A 16,084-nucleotide genomic window follows, 5' to 3' on the forward strand; every position below is an offset into this window, starting at 1 on the left:
TGCGGTATTGTTTTGTGGATCATGTACTACATGAAATATATTAAATAATGCTGTAAGTGCAATTTTTTACAAATGTATTCTTCATTACTAGAAAGTGTAAATGTTATTTTAAAATTAAGTTAAGGATAATTTATGTCAATGAAATACACTGTTTTAACCGCTGTTCTTCTGTCTGCGCTGGGCGCCTCTGCTGCTGTACAGGCAGAGAGTTCTATTACCGCAGGCTACGCTCAAGCTCATGTTGAAGATTTTGGTACCACTAACGGTATGAATTTAAAATACCGTTATGAGTGGAATTCTCCGCTGAGCATTATCACTTCATTTACTTTTATGACCGGTTCTGAAAGCAGTTCTTATTACGTTGACCGCGATAAAATTGATCTTCATGCGAACGTAAAATATTACTCACTGGCTGCTGGTCCGGCCTGGCGTTTTAACGAGATTGTCAGCGTCTATGCCTTGCTGGGTGCCAGTTATAATAAAGTTGATTACAACTATAACTGGAAAAATTATGAAGGCACCCGTGGTTTAGTCGACATGGGGAATGTCGATGGTGGGAATCATGATTCCACCTCTCTGGTTTATGGGGCGGGCGTACAGATAAACCCACTGCCTAACTTTGTTATTGATGTGGGTTATGAAGGTTCAAAACTGGATGATGGTGCTAATGATCATGCAGTTAATGGCTTTAATATCGGTGTCGGTTATCGGTTCTGATTTTAAACAAAAGGCGGCTGTGTTGCTTTGCCGCCTTTGCTATTTAATCAGTAATTCATCTCTGGTTACGCCAATTTGTGGTCTTTAAAAATCTAAACTTAAACTCCATCACATTTTTAATTTTAATGTGACCGAAAATTTAATTTAGAAACCCCGGCCTCGTTGCCGGGATCTTTTTATCTGTCACTCAGTCCGTCAACTCCACTTTCTGGTCGGAGTATTTTTAGCCGTGATCACCCCGATAAACTCCAGGATCTGCTTTTGTTTGCGCCCTGAAAGCTTACAAACTTGACGCAGTGTCTGCATGATCTCCGGTTCTGCCGGAGGTGGCGGTAAGGGGTCTTCGGCGGTGAGTACCAGACAACCGGGCATTACGCGTACTTTAAGCGGTGTACCGGTTTTAAATCCCGCATCATCCAGCCAGTTTCCTTTCAGCGTAATGGATGTAAAAGCGGAATGCGTCTTCCAGTCTCGAATGTAACCGACCGTATAACGACGGTTTTTTAATTCAGGCGCTTCTGTTGTGACAACTTCTGACTTAGAATCCTGCTCAGCCATGATTAACTCCGTGATAGTTAGTTTTGGTGAGCGGGGTTGAGGTGTTCGAGCACTTCAATCCCGCGTTATTTCTTTATTTTGCTTATACAGATAGAAACCTTATAAACAATACTGGATGCATTAACAGTAATCCAGATAAAAATACTCATGCTCACAATGAAATATATTTGTTCAGGATTTATGTATAGGACTATTAAATTTATCCACGGTGAGTTTTACTTATAAATATTAAAATTCTGTATCAAAGGCACGGTGATAAATAAAATAATATGAGGTGTTGCTTGCTCTCACTCCACACTGGACGACCAATGACAATGAATACGGAGATAACTTTGTGAATATGGATGTGGCGCCCTCGGCATCCCGGCGGGCATTTCACTACGCTCCGTTTCGTCATTTGTTTTTTGCCCGTCTGCTGACGGTGCTGGGAAATGGCATTGCACCCATTGCTCTGGCTTTTGCTGTGCTCGACATGGGTGGCACCGCCGCCGATTTGGGCATCGTTATTGCAGCGCGTTCTATTTTCAACGTGGCTTTTTTGCTGATTGGCGGAGTGCTTGCCGATCGCTATTCCCGAAGCAAAGTTCTGCTCTATTCATCCGTTATCGCGGCAATATCTCAGGCGATTGTTGCTTTTTTAGTGCTGGATGGCTCTGCCACGATCATTCTGCTCGCGGTGCTGGGCGCGATAAATGGTGCGGCGGCGGGCACCTCGTTACCCGCTTCGCAAGCTATGGTTCCACAAACGGTGCCCGTTCACTGCCTACGGGAAGCCAATGCCTTCATTCAATTGGGCATTTACGGCGGGACGGTGATTGGTGCATCACTAGGCGGTGTTCTCACTAGCGTGACTGGGCCTGGTTGGGGATTGGCTGTGGATGCCTTAGGATTTGCCACATCAGCACCTCTTTACCTGATGATTCGCACAAGCTTTGCGCAACCTCTGGAATCAAAATCTAATATTTTGCAGGATTTAAAAGAGGGTTGGGCGGAGTTCATTTCGCGCACTTGGGTCTGGGCAATCGTCGTGCAATTTACCCTCGTTAATGCGGCATTTAGCGGTGTGATGATGGTGCTTGGCCCGGTCGTGGCGGATTCCACATTTGGCCGAGCGGGCTGGGGAATGGCCATCGCTGCACAAAGCGTTGGTCTTATCGCAGGTTCGTTTATTGCACTTCGCTGGCGGCCCCGGCGCGATTTATTAATCGGCACCATGCTGGTGGTGTTTTGCGCAGGGCCGATTACTGTTTTGGCGCTCGTTCCATCGACGCCCGCTCTGATGGTCGCGTTTTTCATCGCAGGCGTAGGTTTTGGGTTGTTCGGCGTGGTATGGGCGCAATCTCTGCAAACCCATATCCCGCCGGAAAAACTCGCGCGCGTGTATGCCTATGATGCGTTGGGGTCTTTCGTGGCTATTCCAGTTGGCGAGCTTGCCGCAGGCCCGCTGGCGATGCACTACGGAAACACCCGCGTCTTATTAGTCTCAGCCGTTGTTGTCGTGATTGCGACAGTTGCCGCAAGTTTTGTGCCTGCCATCAGACGGCTCGACAATTCGGTACACATCAAAGAGACCTGACCAAAGCCGAGGATTTGTTGAGCAGCCAGGGCCGTAAATATCCTACCGTGTTGGATAACGGCAACACATCGTCGTGAAGGTGGAGATGTAATACATCCCGAATGTAGGCCCGGCGGTTTTGAATACGCTGCCAAAGCTCTGGATACTGCGTGGCGATTTGCTGGCGCAGAGGCTCATCGGCAAGCGCAATGGTATCTTCAATACTCGCTCCCGCGTAGCCCTTACGCGACGGGATGATGTCGATTTGCAGCAGCATTCCGCTGGATAAAGGAATGTCCGATGATGGATAAACAGGTGAACAGAGCCACTCTTCATCGGCGACCAAATGGCCAGGGTTCAGGTGCCAGTGGTATTCGGCTTTTGGCAATACACGCTCAATCAGTTCATACACTTCGTGGCCCTTTACACCGACGCGCATATGCTCAAGCCAGCTCACAACGGCGCGATAGTAGGGAATGGCGACCACATCAAGATAGTCCTGAACCTCAGCCGGTAGCTCATCGGCGTGGTTGACGACATACGCAGCCCGGCTGGTTAAACCGCCCTTGTAGCTGACGGTTAATGAAAATTTATCGCCTTTCTGGATCTGTTTATCTGAGGGATACAAATTGGCATTCTCAAAACGATCCCCCGTCGCGGCGATAGTGACAACGTTATTGGGTTGACCTTCGGCGGCCAGCAGCGCGGCAATGGTTTTTTCCGATTTGCCCAACTCAACCGCATTCAGTGCCGTCAGCATCGCACTCGAGGCCAGGTTTGCACCGTATTCGTAATGCGCGATTTCATTGGCGTTATTAATAGTACGCGCACCATCGCGCGGCGAAATAAACAGACTCGTGGCGTTAAGAAGCTCGCATGCAGAAGCCGAAAGAGCGGTCTGAATCGCCTGGAAAATAAAGGTGGGAATATCAAACATCGGTGTGTTGTTACTGTGGGTGCCGGTGAAAAGTTTCCAGCCTGCGATGCCGACACGTTGTTGCTGGTGAAGCCCTGCTTGCTGCAACACTTCACTCAGTGAAAACGTGGTGTCCATCGGCTGGTTGGGCAGTGAAAACCACGGCGCGTGTACCACTTTTGCCGGAACTCTGGAGTGCTGTGCGAGTTTGAGATTTTCATTGCCGAGAACCAGAACCGCCTCGCCGCTTTTATGCAGCACCAGCAAACCTTCTTCAAAGCGCGGGATGAATCCCGTCAGATATTCAAAATTCCCGCCATGTTCTTTGTCGGCGTAGACGATTAACGCATCCAGGTTGTGCCGCACCATACCGTGAAAAATTTTGTACAGGCGTTCCTGAATTGTCTGGTCATTTAATACAACGCCTGGGATACCCGGGTAAATGTCCGGTTGTTTGATGGGGGTCAGCATAATCGGCGAATGTGTTTTCGGCATGGGTCTGTAACTCCTTTTTATTTTTCCCGGAATGAACCTTAACTTACCACCAGGCAAATATTGAGCCTATCCCGGCAATCGACTTTTGGGACGCCCAGGGCCAAGTAAAACCGCCAGCTTGTTGCCGCCGTGTGTGGTTTCCATCAGAATTTTACACACGCTGGTGAGAGGGACTGAAAGTAACATCCCAACCGGGCCGAGTAACCAACCCCAAAACAGCAACGACAAGAACACCACGAAGGTCGACATCCCGAGGCCGCGACCCATCATGCGCGGCTCGACGATATTCCCCAGCACCATATGCACCGCAAGGAACAGTGCGCCCACCAGAACCATTTCGTACGTTCCGTTAAACAAAAATGCCTGAACCATTGGCGGTATCGCGGAAATCACCGAACCAATGTTGGGGATGTAATTCAGCAAGAAGCCCAGCACGCCCCACATCAGCGAAAATTGCACGCCTAATAACTCCAGCCCCAGCCAGATAATCAGGCCTGTCCATAGGCTAATTAATGTTTTTAGCGCCAGGTAATGCGTCACTCCTTTGAGTGCACGGTGCAAGCTGGCGATATGAATTTTCGGGTTGGACAGGGCGAAGCGCAGTTTATACGGAACGTGGCGCACCTCGAACAACATGAACACGACGGTCATCACCAGAAGAAGAATGCTGGCCATCGCGCCAGAAAGCCCGGTCATCAGCGTCGTGGCATAAGACATCACTTTCTCTGAATCCATGCGCTGTAACATGCGCTCTGGCGATAATCTCAGATGCATAAATGGCAGCATCTTTTCGAGATCGGATACCTTCTGCGTCAGCATCTTGCTGTATTTAGGCAACAAGTCGATGAACTCGCTCATCGATGCAGCCAGCACGCCAACCAGCATCGTCAGTACAACTAACATTGCAAATACGACAATGGATATTGCCAATGGCCTGTTCACTCCCCGACGAATAAACCAGGTGACCAGCGGGTTGAGCACAATGGCGAAGAAAAGTGCCAGCAAGAGCTGGACGATGATGTCTGCCGCCGCATGAATCCCGGCGAGAATAATCACCAGTGCGGCCAGTTTTAGCAGAATGTGGAGCCCAGTTTTATCGGGTTCTGGTGAGGGCATGGAGAGATCCTGTGTGCGAGAGATCCTTTTAGTGTAGCGCCTCGTTAATTTCTCACGCGCAGGGCGAGTCTGAAAGTCTGTGGCTGAAATGTGAAACCTGAAGTGGGTATACTGGGGAACGCTGTTTTTAAAGTGAATGATCATGCCTGACCTCACGCCCGCCCCCGCAGTAAGCAGTTTCCGTCTTAATCTGCAGATTGTCTCTGTAGTGATGTTCAATTTTGCCAGCTACATGACGATTGGCCTGCCGCTCGCGGTGCTACCCGGTTACGTTCACGAGATGATGGGATACAGCGCGTTTTGGGCGGGGTTGGTGATAAGTCTTCAGTATTTCGCCACTTTGCTGAGCCGCCCACATGCCGGGCGTTACGCGGATATTCTGGGCCCGAAAAAAATCGTTATCTTCGGCTTGTGCGGCTGTTTCCTGAGTGGCGCGAGCTACATGCTGGCGGCGTTTGGCAGCGCATGGCCGCTCGTGAGCCTGGTGTTGCTCTGTCTTGGGCGCGTGATTCTGGGGATAGGGCAAAGTTTTGCAGGCACAGGTTCAACGCTTTGGGGCGTCGGCGTGGTGGGGTCGCTGCATATTGGGCGAGTGATCTCCTGGAATGGCATTGTCACTTACGGTGCGATGGCGATGGGCGCGCCGCTGGGAGTGCTGATCTACCATTTTGGCGGGCTTGAGTTGTTAGCCGGAATGGTTATGGCGGTCGCGCTGGTGGCGGTGCTGCTGGCACTTCCTCGCCCTGCGGTGAAAGCCAGCAAAAGCAAGCCGCTGCCGTTTCGTGCGGTGCTCGGGCGCGTCTGGCCATACGGTATGGCATTAGCGCTGGCATCGGCAGGTTTTGGCGTTATCGCAACCTTTATCACGCTGTTTTATGAGGCCAAAGGATGGAATGGTGCGGCCTTCGCGCTCACCCTGTTTAGCTGCGCGTTTGTGGGCACTCGCTTACTTTTCCCAAACGGAATTAACCGGTTCGGCGGTCTGAATGTGGCGATGATTTGCTTCTCGGTCGAGATAATCGGGTTACTGCTGGTCGGCTTTGCTGTCGATCCATGGATGGCAAAAACAGGTACATTTCTGACCGGGGCGGGCTTCTCTCTGGTGTTCCCGGCGCTGGGTGTGGTGGCAGTAAAAAGGGTACCGCAACAAAATCAGGGCAGTGCGCTGGCAACTTACACCGTGTTTATGGACTTATCGCTGGGGATTACCGGGCCACTGGCTGGATTTATGATGGCTTACGCGGGGGTGTCGATGATTTATCTGGCTGCTGCGGCACTGGTCTTTGTCGCATTGCTTATGGCGTGGAAGCTAAAAAAACGGCCCCCGATTGAGCAACCGGAGGCCATGTCATCATCCCAACAATAATTACTTGATGGTGATGGTATTAATGATGTTTTCAGCGGCAGTTTGCGCCAGTTGCTGATTATCCGCAGGCAGCGTGATCTGCATGGTTAACAGCTGGTTATCGACCTTACCCAGAATAACGGATGAGTATGCGGTCTGGCCTTTTGCTGAAATAATGCTGTCTAACTGTTGCAGGGTGTGGCCTTTGATCTCGATGGATTTGTTGGTCACGACTTGCAACTGTGGATCACGGGCACGCTGCTGATCTTCAAGGCGTTTCGCCAGCGCAGCTAAATCGTCAGGCGTGTTCTCGCCGACAATCACAATCACGGCTTTCTGACCGGATGCATCAGAATAGACGTGCATGTTATTTGCCTGAGTGCCCAGTTTACCGCTCTGGTCGGTCATCTCGGCAGGAAGTGCAAAGCTGATTTTCCCATCCAGCAAACTTACCGGCTGACCGCTAGCTGATGCTGCCGCTTCATTCGTCGTTGCCGTTTTGCTGTCGTTGTTATCGCAAGCGGCCAGGCCCAATACCAGCAGGCCGATACCGACATATTTTACCAGGTTACCCATGACTTCTTCCTTTACGTTAGCCAGCCTTTGCGGCCTATCTCAGCATCTTATCACAAGATAATTCAACCACGGTCAACCCGGCTGCAACGCCGAGTTTTCAGATTTTTCTGCGAGCCGTTTCAACAACATATTCAACAATACACCATACATCGGCAGGAAGAATACGATACTGATTAATACTTTAAAGCAGTAATCAACGATAGCGATTTCGACCCAATGCTGTGCCATAAACACGTCCGGGCTGCGCCAGAAGGCGATGAAGAAGAAGGACAGCGTGTCGCTTATGTTGCCTAAAAATGTAGATGCCGTTGGTGCAAGCCACCAGTAGCGGCTCTGGCGCAGGCGGTTAAACACGTGTACATCCAGAATCTGCCCAAGCGCATAAGCCATAAAGCTGGCGACAGCGATACGGGCGACAAACAGGTTGAAGTGCGTTAACGCTTCAAACCCTTGCCAGGTGCCCATATAAAAGAGCGCAGAAATACCGTAAGAAATGATAAGCGCGGGCAGCATCACGGCGAAAATAATCCGTCGTGCCAAAGGTGCGCCAAAGATACGTACCGTCAGGTCAGTCGCGAGGAAGATAAAAGGAAAACTAAACGCGCCCCAGGTGGTATGGAAACCCAAAACCGACACCGGTAATTGCACCAGATAGTTACTGGAAGTGATCACCAGCAAATGGAATAGCGATAGCCAGAACAGCGCTTTAGTGCGCTGAATAGAGTTGAACTGCATCATTTTGTAGCCTTTTTAGTGTAATGGGGTGAGGGAACCCAGTCGAAATTTTTCCCCAGCGGAAACGCTGGAAGCCGGGGATGATACTGCTTTAGTCCGTCATTGCAACGGTTAATTTATACCCGTCGCATTTCAAGCTGCATGTGCGTTGGCTACGTTCAATTGCCCGAATCACTTACTTTAGTAAGCTCATCGGGACTCTTTCTCTTGCCGCCTTCCTGCAACTCGAAATGCATTGGGTATCGCGCAATCGTTCACGTCACTTGCGCGATAATTTGCCGGGGGTAAACTATCGCGGTTTGTTAAATGTGAGACCGCTCATGACCGATTTGTTTGCCAATCCTGACCACACGCTAGATGCCATGGGCCTGCGCTGCCCGGAACCCGTAATGATGGTTCGCAAAACTGTCCGCAATATGCAGGCTGGTGAAACTTTGCTGGTCATCGCCGACGACCCCGCAACGACGCGTGATATCCCCGGCTTTTGCATTTTTATGGAGCATGAGCTGCTTGCTAAACAAGTAGAATCATTGCCTTACCAATATCTGCTGCGTAAAGGCCAGTAGCTGCGCAATAGCCCTTTGCTCCCCGCTTTGGGCTTCTGAACCCTCTTTGCATTTCCGCTGAACCTCAATTTCATTTTTTGTCACTTTTTGTGAAGCGCTTCACCCATGCTTTTCTCCACGTAGTCTAATTTTTAATCGATTAATTAAAACATTGTTTTATTTCTTCCCTTAAAATTCTACCTCTGCTGGAGCGACACAATGAAGAAGACCTTTCTGCCTGCTTTTGCTGGTTTATGTTTGTCTACCGCGTCAGTTCTGTTTGCACCCTCTGCGTTGGCACAAGTGATAAAAGCTGCCGACGTCCATCCAGAAGGTTATCCAAATGTGGTCGCGGTTCAGCATATGGGTGAAAAACTTAAGCAAGAAACCAATGGGGACATGGAGATCAAAGTTTTCCCTAGCGGTGTGCTTGGGGATGAAAAACAGTTGATTGAGCAAGCGCAGATGGGGGCAATCGATATGATCCGTGTGTCGATGGCTCCCGTTGCGGCCATTCTTCCTGATGTTGAAGTCTTTACCCTCCCGTATGTGTTCCGCGATGAAGATCATATGCATAAAGTGATCGATGGAGATCTGGGTAAACAAATTGGCGACAAGCTGACGAATAACCCGAAATCCCGGCTGGTGTTCCTTGGCTGGATGGACTCCGGCACACGTAACCTGATTACTAAAAATCCTGTTGTGAAACCGGAAGATCTTAAAGGTATGAAAATCCGCGTCCAGGGCAGCCCTGTCGCACTGGCAACACTCAAAGACATGGGGGCGAACTCAGTGGCTATGGGCGTGAGTGAAGTGTATAGCGGGATGCAAACTGGAGTTATCGATGGCGCAGAAAACAACCCGCCAACATTTATTGCCCACAACTACATGCCCGTTGCCAAAAACTACACCCTGAGCGGCCACTTTATCACCCCTGAAATGCTGCTTTATTCCAAAGTGAAGTGGGACAAATTAACGCCTGATCAGCAGCAAAAAATCCTCAAACTGGCGCGTGAAACGCAAATGGAACAGCGTGAACTGTGGAATGCCTATAACAAACAGGCACTGGAAAAAATGAAAGCGGGTGGCGTTCAGTTCCACGAAATCGATAAAGCATGGTTTGTAAAAGCGACTGAGCCGGTTCGTAAGGAATACGGTGATAAGCATCAGGATCTGATGAAAGCCATCGCCGATGTTCAATAACTTTTGTCGCTAACGCTTTCGTGGAGGGCATCTTATGTCCCAACGCTACTCAGATTTGATGGATAAAGTTTATTTGCTGGCGATGATTGTTGCCGGACTGTCTCTGCTCGTCATGACCATAATTATTCCGATTGGGATTTTCTCGCGCTATGTCCTGAACCGTGGTGAGTCCTGGCCGGAACCGGTGGCGATAATCTGCATGGTGACCTTCACGTTTATCGGCGCGGCGGTGAGTTATCGCGCCGGTTCGCACATTGCCGTGAATATGCTGACAGACCGCTTGCCGCTCTCATGGCAGACGTTTTGTGCGCGCATTGTCGATGTGCTCATGCTGATCATTTCGTTGGTCATTTTCTATTACAGCTTCTACCTGTGCGCCGATTTGTGGGAGCAACCTGTTGCAGAGTTCCCACTCCTCACTTCTGGCCAAACCTACCTTCCGCTGCCCGTAGGCGCAATTGTACTGATTCTGTTTGTTGTCGAGCGCTTGCTGTTTGGCACTCAAGAGAACCGCCCAATCGTGTTGCTGGGTAATCACGGTTAAAACCAGGGGATAACATGGACGCATTTATTTTATTAGCAACACTTGCGGTACTACTTGCGGTGGGAATGCCTGTAGCCTTTGCCGTTGGGCTAAGCGCCATTGTGGGTGCGTTATGGATAGATTTGCCGCTGGAAGCGATCATGATTCAAATCACCAGCGGGGTAAACAAATTTACCCTGCTGGCGATCCCGTTCTTCATTCTGGCTGGGGCGATAATGGCAGAAGGGGGCATTGCCCGTCGCCTGGTCAACTTTGCTTATATCTTCGTGGGGTTTATTCGCGGAGGGTTGTCGTTGGTGAATATCGTCGCCTCTACGTTCTTCGGGGCGATTTCAGGATCGTCGGTGGCGGATACCGCTTCCATCGGTAGCGTGATGATCCCAGAAATGGAGAAAAAGGGTTATCCACGCGAATATGCAGCGGCCGTAACGGCAAGTGGATCGGTGCAGGCGATTTTGATCCCGCCCAGTCACAACTCGGTGATTTACTCACTGGCGGCAGGAGGCACGGTGTCTATTGCCACGCTGTTTATCGCCGGAGTGTTGCCGGGATTGTTGCTTGGTTTTTGCCTGATGGTGATGTGCCTGGGCTTTGCCCATAAACGTGGTTACCCGAAAGGCGAACGCATCCCCTTTAAACAAGCCGTGAAAATTTTGTTCGACGCACTGTGGGGGTTGATGACAGTCGTCATTATTCTCGGTGGGATTCTGTCTGGGGTATTTACCGCGACAGAGTCGGCGGCAGTGGCCTGCGTTTGGGCGTTCTTCGTGACCATGTTTATCTACCGTGACTACAAGTGGAGCGAATTGCCAAAGCTGATGTTCCGCACGGTAAAAACCGTTTCTATCGTAATGATTCTGATTGGTTTTGCCTCGGCGTTCGGTGCAGTCATGACTTACATGCAGTTGCCTTCGCGCATCACGGACTTCTTCACGTCGCTGTCTGACAATAAGTATGTGATTCTGATGTATATCAACATCATGTTGCTGCTGATTGGCACGTTGATGGATATGGCACCGATTATCCTGATCCTCACACCCGTATTATTGCCAGTGACCAATTCGTTGGGTATCGATCCGGTTCATTTCGGCATGATAATGATGGTGAACCTTGGCATTGGCTTGATAACACCCCCCGTGGGGTCGGTGCTCTTTGTTGCCAGCGCCGTGAGTAAACAGAAAATCGAAGTGGTGGTACGCGCTATGCTGCCGTTTTACGGCATATTACTGGTGGTGCTGGGGTTGGTGACCTACGTCCCGGCAGTTTCGTTGTGGCTGCCACATGCGTTAGGAATGAATTAATTCCTTAATAGCTAAGGTCGGGTGAACGTGTCACGTCACCCGACTTTTTTTATGACTTCTTACGCAGCAGGCGCAGCGCATTCGCCGTAACCAGCGCCGTCGCACCGGAATCGGCCAACACGGCAAGCCATAACCCCGTAATGCCCAGCAATGTGGTGATCAGGAAAATCCCTTTCAGCCCTAACGCGATAGTGATGTTCTGGCGAATATTATTATGCGTTGCCCGGGCCAGATTAATCATTCCGGCCAGTTCGGTCAGACGGTTGTGCGTAAGGGCCGCATCTGCGGTTTCGAGTGCGACATCCGTGCCGCTACCCATGGCGATACCGATGGTTGCTGCTTTCATGGCTGGCGCATCGTTGATGCCATCACCCACCATCGCAAGCGATGAACGGGCGTTGAGTTCATTGACTGCGCTGACTTTATCGGCTGGCAGCAGGCTGGCGCGGTAATCCATCCCCAATTCTTGCGCGATTGCCGCCGCCGCTCGCGGGTTATCGCCGGTTAACATCACGCTCTGAACCCCGATTTTTTGCAGGTCAGCGACTGCCTGTTTGGCGTCGCGGCGCAGAGTATCGCGTAGTGCAATCACGCCGAGTAAGCGATTTTGCTGCACCACGGTAATGACCGTTTGGCCTTCAGCCTCAAGCTGGGTAATGCGCTGGTGCCAGGTGGCGTCGAGAACGTTTTCCGCGAGTTTACCTGGCGCGCTCAGTAACAGTGTTTCGCCGTTAATTGTGGCTTCGACCCCGATCCCTGCTAACGCTCTGTGCGCGCTGGCGGTTGGCAATGTCAGCTCGCGGCTTTGTGCTTCACGCACAATGGCTTGCGCTAACGGGTGTGAGGAACCCTGTTCTACGGCAGCCGCGAGGGCCAATAGCGCGTTTTCGCTCAGTTCACCCTGCACTTTAATGGTTGTGACCTGCGGTTTACCTGCGGTCAACGTGCCGGTTTTATCGAAAGCAATATGCTGAATTTTACCCAGTCGTTCGAGTGCCGCCCCGCCTTTGATTAATGCACCGCGTCGAGCGGCGGCGGCAAGTCCGGAGGTAATCGCCGCCGGGGTGGAAATCACCAGCGCACATGGGCAACCAATCAGTAACAGCGCCAACCCTTTGTAAATCCACTCATCCCAGCTCTGCCCGAAAAACAGTGGAGGAATCACCGCTGCGAGTAGCGCGATCCCCATAATGATGGGTGTGTATATCCGACTGAAGCGGTCGATAAAGCGTTCTATCGGCGCACGGCGCTCATCCGCTTCTTCAATTAAACGCAGGATGCGGTCAATTGCGCTGTCGCCTGGTTCGGAAATCACTTCGAGCTGCACCAGCCTGTCGACACTGGTGCTGCCCGCTGGCACTTTTTCATCTTGTTGGCGTTCGACCGGAATAGACTCTCCGGTTAGTGCGCTTTCATCAAAACTGGCAAAGGGTGTTAACAGTCGACCATCCGCAGGCAAACGCCCACCGGCAGCCACTTCGATAACATCGCCCGGGCGTAAATCGCCAAGAGCGACAGTTTCTCGTTCACCGTTGCGAATACGGGTGGCGACTTCGGGTTTTAGCGCCATTAATGCGCTCACGCCACGGCGTGCGCGGCTGGCGGCGTAAGATTCCAGACGTTCGCCAATTAAGAACAGCAACAGCACCATCGCCGCTTCTGCCGTCGCGCCGATGAACAGTGCGCCAATGGCCGCGACGCTCATTAAGGTTTCGATGGCAAACCAGTTACCGCTGCGTATCAGGCGCACCGCCTGGCGGGCTATCGGCCACAGGCCAACCAGCGTGGTGGCGATAAACGCCATGTTGCCAAATGGATGGTTAAATTGCTCAAGACCCCAGCTCAGCGCCATCATGACTATCAGCAAAATGAGCGGTAAGTTTTCCTTCAGGCTGGATGTTTTTGGGGCCGGAGCGGTGCTGTTTCTCAGGTTGTAGCCAGCGGCTTTAACGGCTTTTTCAACTTGCGGGCGAATATCACTCCCGGCAGTAACCATGAGTTTTTGCGTGGCGAAAAGCACCTGGACGCGCTGGACATCAGCCAATTGTTTTACCGCATTTTCAACTTTGCGGGCACAGGCGGCGCAATCCATACCATCAACCAGCCAGCTATAGCGCTCGCCGGTATCAGGGACGGTTTCAATTTCTGGTTCTGCAGTGCAGGCGTCATTGTTACAGCAGGAGGACGTTTGCACAGGTAATGGGCTTAATTTTGCCTTAGCAAATTGCGGTGGTTTCGGGGAGTTGAGCATGTGCCCTCCTGGGTAATGATAATGTTCTCATTACCCATGTTACTCTCTGGAGTTGACTCCAGAGTCAAGAGGGAAGTTTTGGTGGGTGTCACTTCCCTCATCTGACAAAAGTAATCAGATATACAACGCGCGGACAATCATAAAGTGGCCCGCAAAATAACAGGCAGCAGCGATGGCGCTGTCACCGGTAAAGCGGTGGCGATAATGGCTACCTAACCAAACAATATTACCCAACAGCAGCAGTGTCGCGCCGACAAAGGCCGAGAAGCTTGGGCGTGTTGGCAAGTAGAAATACAGCTCACCCGCGAGCCACACCATCACAAGCGTCATGCCGATAAACGTCAAAATCGGCCAGCGGAACGTGTCGAGACGCGTCCAAATGACCGCCACCAGTAATGCCCCGACAATTAACAAAACCAGCGGCAAAGGCCAGAACAAACTAAAGGTCATCTGGCTGGCAAAATAGAGGGTATACAGCAGGTGTGAGAGGAAAAATGCCCCGATTGCGTACAGCATGCGCTGAGTTGGCAGCAACGTTAGCGCGTCGCCCAGTAGGGTTGCCAGAAGGCCGGCAACAATTAAATATCCCGTCGCGTTAAACATCGGAGCTTGCCAGGCCAGCAGCAGTAAAAGCAAAAGGGTGACGGGTTTAAAGACCCAGCGTTGCCAGGTTGGACCACGATAGGAGGCGTCTACATACAGCCATCCGGAAAAGAATACAGCGATAAAAGACCAAAGCATGGCGAGTCCTTTTTAAATTTATCGTACTCAAAGCACGACTCTACTGTCAGTCTAGTGGCCAACGTCGGTGGATGACAACGCCACAGCGTGCAGGGTATTCTTAAAAGTGCCTGACAAATCGAGATAAATCCATGAGTAAAATGCCACTTTTCTTCATTGCCGTCGTGGCGATCATCGTCGTTGCAGCATCGTTTCGCTTTGTGCAGCAGCGCCGCCAGAATGCGGAAAATGATGCGGCCCCTGTGATGCAAAGAAGCGTCCAGGTCACGACAAAACGTGAAACGCCGACCAATGAAAGACGCTCACGGCAACGCCAGGTGACTCCGGTTGAAGATACGATGCGCTATGAGATCTGGTTTCGCCCACAAAGCGGTGGCCTGGAGCTGAAAATGCGAGTAACGGCAGGGCAATACCACTCGGTGAGCGTAGGTGACAAAGGCATGTTGCAGTATAAAGGGACGAGGTTTGTGGGCTTCATCCCCGAACAATAACAGGCGATTTTATTTGCCCTGACGGAGTTTTTTCTGCCAGACCAACAGTTCAAATACACCAAAGATGAAAATCTTAATTTGTTGAGCACGGCTCAGCGGCGGGGCGTCTTTCGGTTGGGTCGATTTCAACAACGCCAATTGCATCCCGTGCATCATCACGGTGAAGACCAGCGCGACGTTAACAAAGATATTCAGCGGCCGCGGGAACGGATGGAAAATATTCAATAACAAAAATCCCCAGACGCCCAGCATCAGCAAGCGGCCTATATTAATTAGCATGTCGTCGCTCCTTAAATTTCACGACTAAATAAACGGTAAGCGACCTGTCCTGCGACTTTTTCACGATGCAGCGACCAGCTTGCTGGTACCGCGGGCATGCCGTTTTCAACTTCGCTTTCAACATAAATCAGTGCTTCATCTGCCAGCCAGCCATTGCTCTCTAACAGCGCTAATGTCTCGTCCAGTAACCCTTTACGGAATGGCGGATCAACAAACACGATCGTGTGCGGTTCGCCAGGCTGCGCCAGGAAATTGAGCGTATTGGTGTTCACCACTTTTCCATTGGCCGCTTTTAGCGTGGCGAGATTTTTTTGCAGCTGTTGTGAAACATGGCGATCCATCTCCAGCAGCGTGGCTCGTGTAGCGTAACGCGATAAGGCTTCAAGCCCCAGCGCACCGCTTCCGGCAAAACAATCCAGCACAGTGGCGTCAACCATCATGGGTGCCAGCCAGTTAAACAGCGTTTCACGCACCCTGTCCGTCGTTGGACGCAGGCCTGGGCTGTCAGGGACGGGCAGTTTACGGCCGCGCCATTGGCCACCAATTATACGGATCTGGCCTGCGCCAGTAGATTGCGGTTTTTTCATGAGACTCACTGCGATGCAATTTCTTGCCGTCTAGTGTAACGGTGTGTGTAAAGCGGGGAAAGTGATAGACTAATGCATTCATTGATAATTATTTTCAGTGCCCGTGGCAAGCTCAATCGGGCCTGTGCC

Annotated in this window: 17 protein-coding genes; 8 read left to right on the plus strand and 9 right to left on the minus strand. The window is 51.1% G+C overall.

Going from position 1 to position 16,084, the window contains the following annotated elements:
- The first annotated feature begins 132 nt into the window (after positions 1 to 132).
- Positions 133 to 717, plus strand: coding sequence for an Ail/Lom family outer membrane beta-barrel protein (locus tag RHD99_RS00460; protein WP_309877107.1), 585 nt, complete (start codon positions 133 to 135; stop codon positions 715 to 717).
- 195 nt (positions 718 to 912) lie between these two features.
- On the opposite strand, the gene symE is transcribed toward RHD99_RS00460, so the two are convergent.
- Positions 913 to 1,275, minus strand: coding sequence for an endoribonuclease SymE (gene symE / locus RHD99_RS00465; protein WP_309877108.1), 363 nt, complete (start codon positions 1,273 to 1,275; stop codon positions 913 to 915).
- A 340-nt stretch (positions 1,276 to 1,615) separates the two neighbouring features.
- On the opposite strand from symE, the gene RHD99_RS00470 reads away from it, so the two are divergent.
- Positions 1,616 to 2,851, plus strand: a complete 1,236-nt coding sequence (locus RHD99_RS00470) for an MFS transporter (protein ID WP_374708467.1) — start codon at positions 1,616 to 1,618, stop codon at positions 2,849 to 2,851.
- Here the strand turns inward: RHD99_RS00470 and RHD99_RS00475 are convergent.
- Both RHD99_RS00475 and RHD99_RS00480 read right to left on the minus strand, forming a co-directional pair.
- Positions 2,838 to 4,241 (minus strand): M24 family metallopeptidase, encoded by a 1,404-nt coding sequence (locus RHD99_RS00475; protein ID WP_309877109.1) that lies wholly within the window; start codon positions 4,239 to 4,241, stop codon positions 2,838 to 2,840. The two genes, RHD99_RS00470 and RHD99_RS00475, sit on opposite strands and share 14 nt — an antisense overlap.
- Before the next feature lie 66 nt (positions 4,242 to 4,307).
- Positions 4,308 to 5,357, minus strand: a complete 1,050-nt coding sequence (locus RHD99_RS00480; RefSeq protein ID WP_309877110.1) for an AI-2E family transporter — start codon at positions 5,355 to 5,357, stop codon at positions 4,308 to 4,310.
- Between the two features lie 142 nt (positions 5,358 to 5,499).
- On the opposite strand from RHD99_RS00480, the gene RHD99_RS00485 reads away from it, so the two are divergent.
- The gene (locus RHD99_RS00485) at positions 5,500 to 6,723 is read left to right on the plus strand and encodes an MFS transporter (protein ID WP_309877111.1); all 1,224 of its coding nucleotides are present in this window, start codon (positions 5,500 to 5,502) and stop codon (positions 6,721 to 6,723) included.
- Here the strand turns inward: RHD99_RS00485 and RHD99_RS00490 are convergent, their stop codons facing one another.
- Both RHD99_RS00490 and RHD99_RS00495 read right to left on the minus strand, forming a co-directional pair.
- A complete protein-coding gene (locus tag RHD99_RS00490; RefSeq protein WP_309877112.1) occupies positions 6,724 to 7,278 on the minus strand; it encodes a DcrB family lipoprotein in 555 nt (184 codons plus the stop codon).
- 72 nt (positions 7,279 to 7,350) lie between these two features.
- On the minus strand, positions 7,351 to 8,016 hold the full coding sequence (locus RHD99_RS00495) for a 7-cyano-7-deazaguanine/7-aminomethyl-7-deazaguanine transporter (RefSeq protein WP_183272129.1): 666 nt from the start codon (positions 8,014 to 8,016) through the stop codon (positions 7,351 to 7,353).
- A 317-nt stretch (positions 8,017 to 8,333) separates the two neighbouring features.
- Here RHD99_RS00495 and tusA point away from each other — a divergent pair, with 317 nt between their 5' ends.
- The 4 genes from tusA (at position 8,334) to RHD99_RS00515 (ending at position 11,606) form a co-directional block, all read left to right on the plus strand.
- Positions 8,334 to 8,579: a sulfurtransferase TusA gene (gene tusA / locus RHD99_RS00500; RefSeq protein ID WP_183272130.1), complete on the plus strand. Its 246-nt coding sequence runs from the start codon at positions 8,334 to 8,336 to the stop codon at positions 8,577 to 8,579.
- A gap of 198 nt (positions 8,580 to 8,777) precedes the next feature.
- Positions 8,778 to 9,761 carry a TRAP transporter substrate-binding protein gene (locus RHD99_RS00505; RefSeq protein WP_309877113.1) on the plus strand — a complete coding sequence of 328 codons (984 nt, stop codon included), beginning with the start codon at positions 8,778 to 8,780 and terminating at the stop codon, positions 9,759 to 9,761.
- Positions 9,762 to 9,795: 34 nt separating this feature from the next.
- Positions 9,796 to 10,305 carry a TRAP transporter small permease gene (locus tag RHD99_RS00510; RefSeq protein WP_309877114.1) on the plus strand — a complete coding sequence of 170 codons (510 nt, stop codon included), beginning with the start codon at positions 9,796 to 9,798 and terminating at the stop codon, positions 10,303 to 10,305.
- A 14-nt stretch (positions 10,306 to 10,319) separates the two neighbouring features.
- Positions 10,320 to 11,606: a TRAP transporter large permease gene (locus RHD99_RS00515; protein WP_309877115.1), complete on the plus strand. Its 1,287-nt coding sequence runs from the start codon at positions 10,320 to 10,322 to the stop codon at positions 11,604 to 11,606.
- Positions 11,607 to 11,655: 49 nt separating this feature from the next.
- Here the strand turns inward: RHD99_RS00515 and zntA are convergent, their stop codons facing one another.
- Together zntA and RHD99_RS00525 are read right to left on the minus strand one after the other, a co-directional pair.
- On the minus strand, positions 11,656 to 13,857 hold the full coding sequence (zntA, locus tag RHD99_RS00520; protein WP_309877116.1) for a Zn(II)/Cd(II)/Pb(II) translocating P-type ATPase ZntA: 2,202 nt from the start codon (positions 13,855 to 13,857) through the stop codon (positions 11,656 to 11,658).
- A 114-nt stretch (positions 13,858 to 13,971) separates the two neighbouring features.
- Positions 13,972 to 14,598, minus strand: coding sequence for a lysoplasmalogenase (locus RHD99_RS00525; RefSeq protein ID WP_183272135.1), 627 nt, complete (start codon positions 14,596 to 14,598; stop codon positions 13,972 to 13,974).
- 131 nt (positions 14,599 to 14,729) lie between these two features.
- Between RHD99_RS00525 and RHD99_RS00530 the strand changes: the two genes are divergently transcribed.
- Positions 14,730 to 15,089 (plus strand): DUF2500 domain-containing protein, encoded by a 360-nt coding sequence (locus tag RHD99_RS00530; RefSeq protein WP_309877117.1) that lies wholly within the window; start codon positions 14,730 to 14,732, stop codon positions 15,087 to 15,089.
- A gap of 9 nt (positions 15,090 to 15,098) precedes the next feature.
- Here the strand turns inward: RHD99_RS00530 and RHD99_RS00535 are convergent, their stop codons facing one another.
- Both RHD99_RS00535 and rsmD read right to left on the minus strand, forming a co-directional pair.
- Positions 15,099 to 15,368 carry a DUF1145 family protein gene (locus RHD99_RS00535; protein ID WP_309877118.1) on the minus strand — a complete coding sequence of 90 codons (270 nt, stop codon included), beginning with the start codon at positions 15,366 to 15,368 and terminating at the stop codon, positions 15,099 to 15,101.
- Positions 15,369 to 15,379: 11 nt separating this feature from the next.
- The gene (gene rsmD / locus RHD99_RS00540) at positions 15,380 to 15,955 is read right to left on the minus strand and encodes a 16S rRNA (guanine(966)-N(2))-methyltransferase (protein WP_309877119.1); all 576 of its coding nucleotides are present in this window, start codon (positions 15,953 to 15,955) and stop codon (positions 15,380 to 15,382) included.
- Positions 15,956 to 16,084 lie beyond the last annotated feature (129 nt).

This window comes from Buttiauxella selenatireducens, assembly GCF_031432975.1.
Lineage (GTDB): Bacteria > Pseudomonadota > Gammaproteobacteria > Enterobacterales > Enterobacteriaceae > Buttiauxella > Buttiauxella selenatireducens.

What these genes read in the sequence shown, in the direction of transcription:
- RHD99_RS00480 (WP_309877110.1), bottom strand. Translation starts at nt 5,357, where the DNA reads ATGCCCTCACCAGAACCCGATAAAACTGGGCTCCACATTCTGCTAAAA.
- RHD99_RS00485 (WP_309877111.1), top strand. Translation starts at nt 5,500, where the DNA reads ATGCCTGACCTCACGCCCGCCCCCGCAGTAAGCAGTTTCCGTCTTAAT.
- symE (WP_309877108.1), bottom strand. Translation starts at nt 1,275, where the DNA reads ATGGCTGAGCAGGATTCTAAGTCAGAAGTTGTCACAACAGAAGCGCCT.
- zntA (WP_309877116.1), bottom strand. Translation starts at nt 13,857, where the DNA reads ATGCTCAACTCCCCGAAACCACCGCAATTTGCTAAGGCAAAATTAAGC.
- RHD99_RS00490 (WP_309877112.1), bottom strand. Translation starts at nt 7,278, where the DNA reads ATGGGTAACCTGGTAAAATATGTCGGTATCGGCCTGCTGGTATTGGGC.
- RHD99_RS00460 (WP_309877107.1), top strand. Translation starts at nt 133, where the DNA reads ATGTCAATGAAATACACTGTTTTAACCGCTGTTCTTCTGTCTGCGCTG.
- RHD99_RS00530 (WP_309877117.1), top strand. Translation starts at nt 14,730, where the DNA reads ATGAGTAAAATGCCACTTTTCTTCATTGCCGTCGTGGCGATCATCGTC.
- RHD99_RS00535 (WP_309877118.1), bottom strand. Translation starts at nt 15,368, where the DNA reads ATGCTAATTAATATAGGCCGCTTGCTGATGCTGGGCGTCTGGGGATTT.
- RHD99_RS00505 (WP_309877113.1), top strand. Translation starts at nt 8,778, where the DNA reads ATGAAGAAGACCTTTCTGCCTGCTTTTGCTGGTTTATGTTTGTCTACC.
- RHD99_RS00475 (WP_309877109.1), bottom strand. Translation starts at nt 4,241, where the DNA reads ATGCCGAAAACACATTCGCCGATTATGCTGACCCCCATCAAACAACCG.
- RHD99_RS00470 (WP_374708467.1), top strand. Translation starts at nt 1,616, where the DNA reads ATGGATGTGGCGCCCTCGGCATCCCGGCGGGCATTTCACTACGCTCCG.
- RHD99_RS00510 (WP_309877114.1), top strand. Translation starts at nt 9,796, where the DNA reads ATGTCCCAACGCTACTCAGATTTGATGGATAAAGTTTATTTGCTGGCG.
- RHD99_RS00525 (WP_183272135.1), bottom strand. Translation starts at nt 14,598, where the DNA reads ATGCTTTGGTCTTTTATCGCTGTATTCTTTTCCGGATGGCTGTATGTA.
- RHD99_RS00515 (WP_309877115.1), top strand. Translation starts at nt 10,320, where the DNA reads ATGGACGCATTTATTTTATTAGCAACACTTGCGGTACTACTTGCGGTG.
- tusA (WP_183272130.1), top strand. Translation starts at nt 8,334, where the DNA reads ATGACCGATTTGTTTGCCAATCCTGACCACACGCTAGATGCCATGGGC.
- RHD99_RS00495 (WP_183272129.1), bottom strand. Translation starts at nt 8,016, where the DNA reads ATGATGCAGTTCAACTCTATTCAGCGCACTAAAGCGCTGTTCTGGCTA.
- rsmD (WP_309877119.1), bottom strand. Translation starts at nt 15,955, where the DNA reads ATGAAAAAACCGCAATCTACTGGCGCAGGCCAGATCCGTATAATTGGT.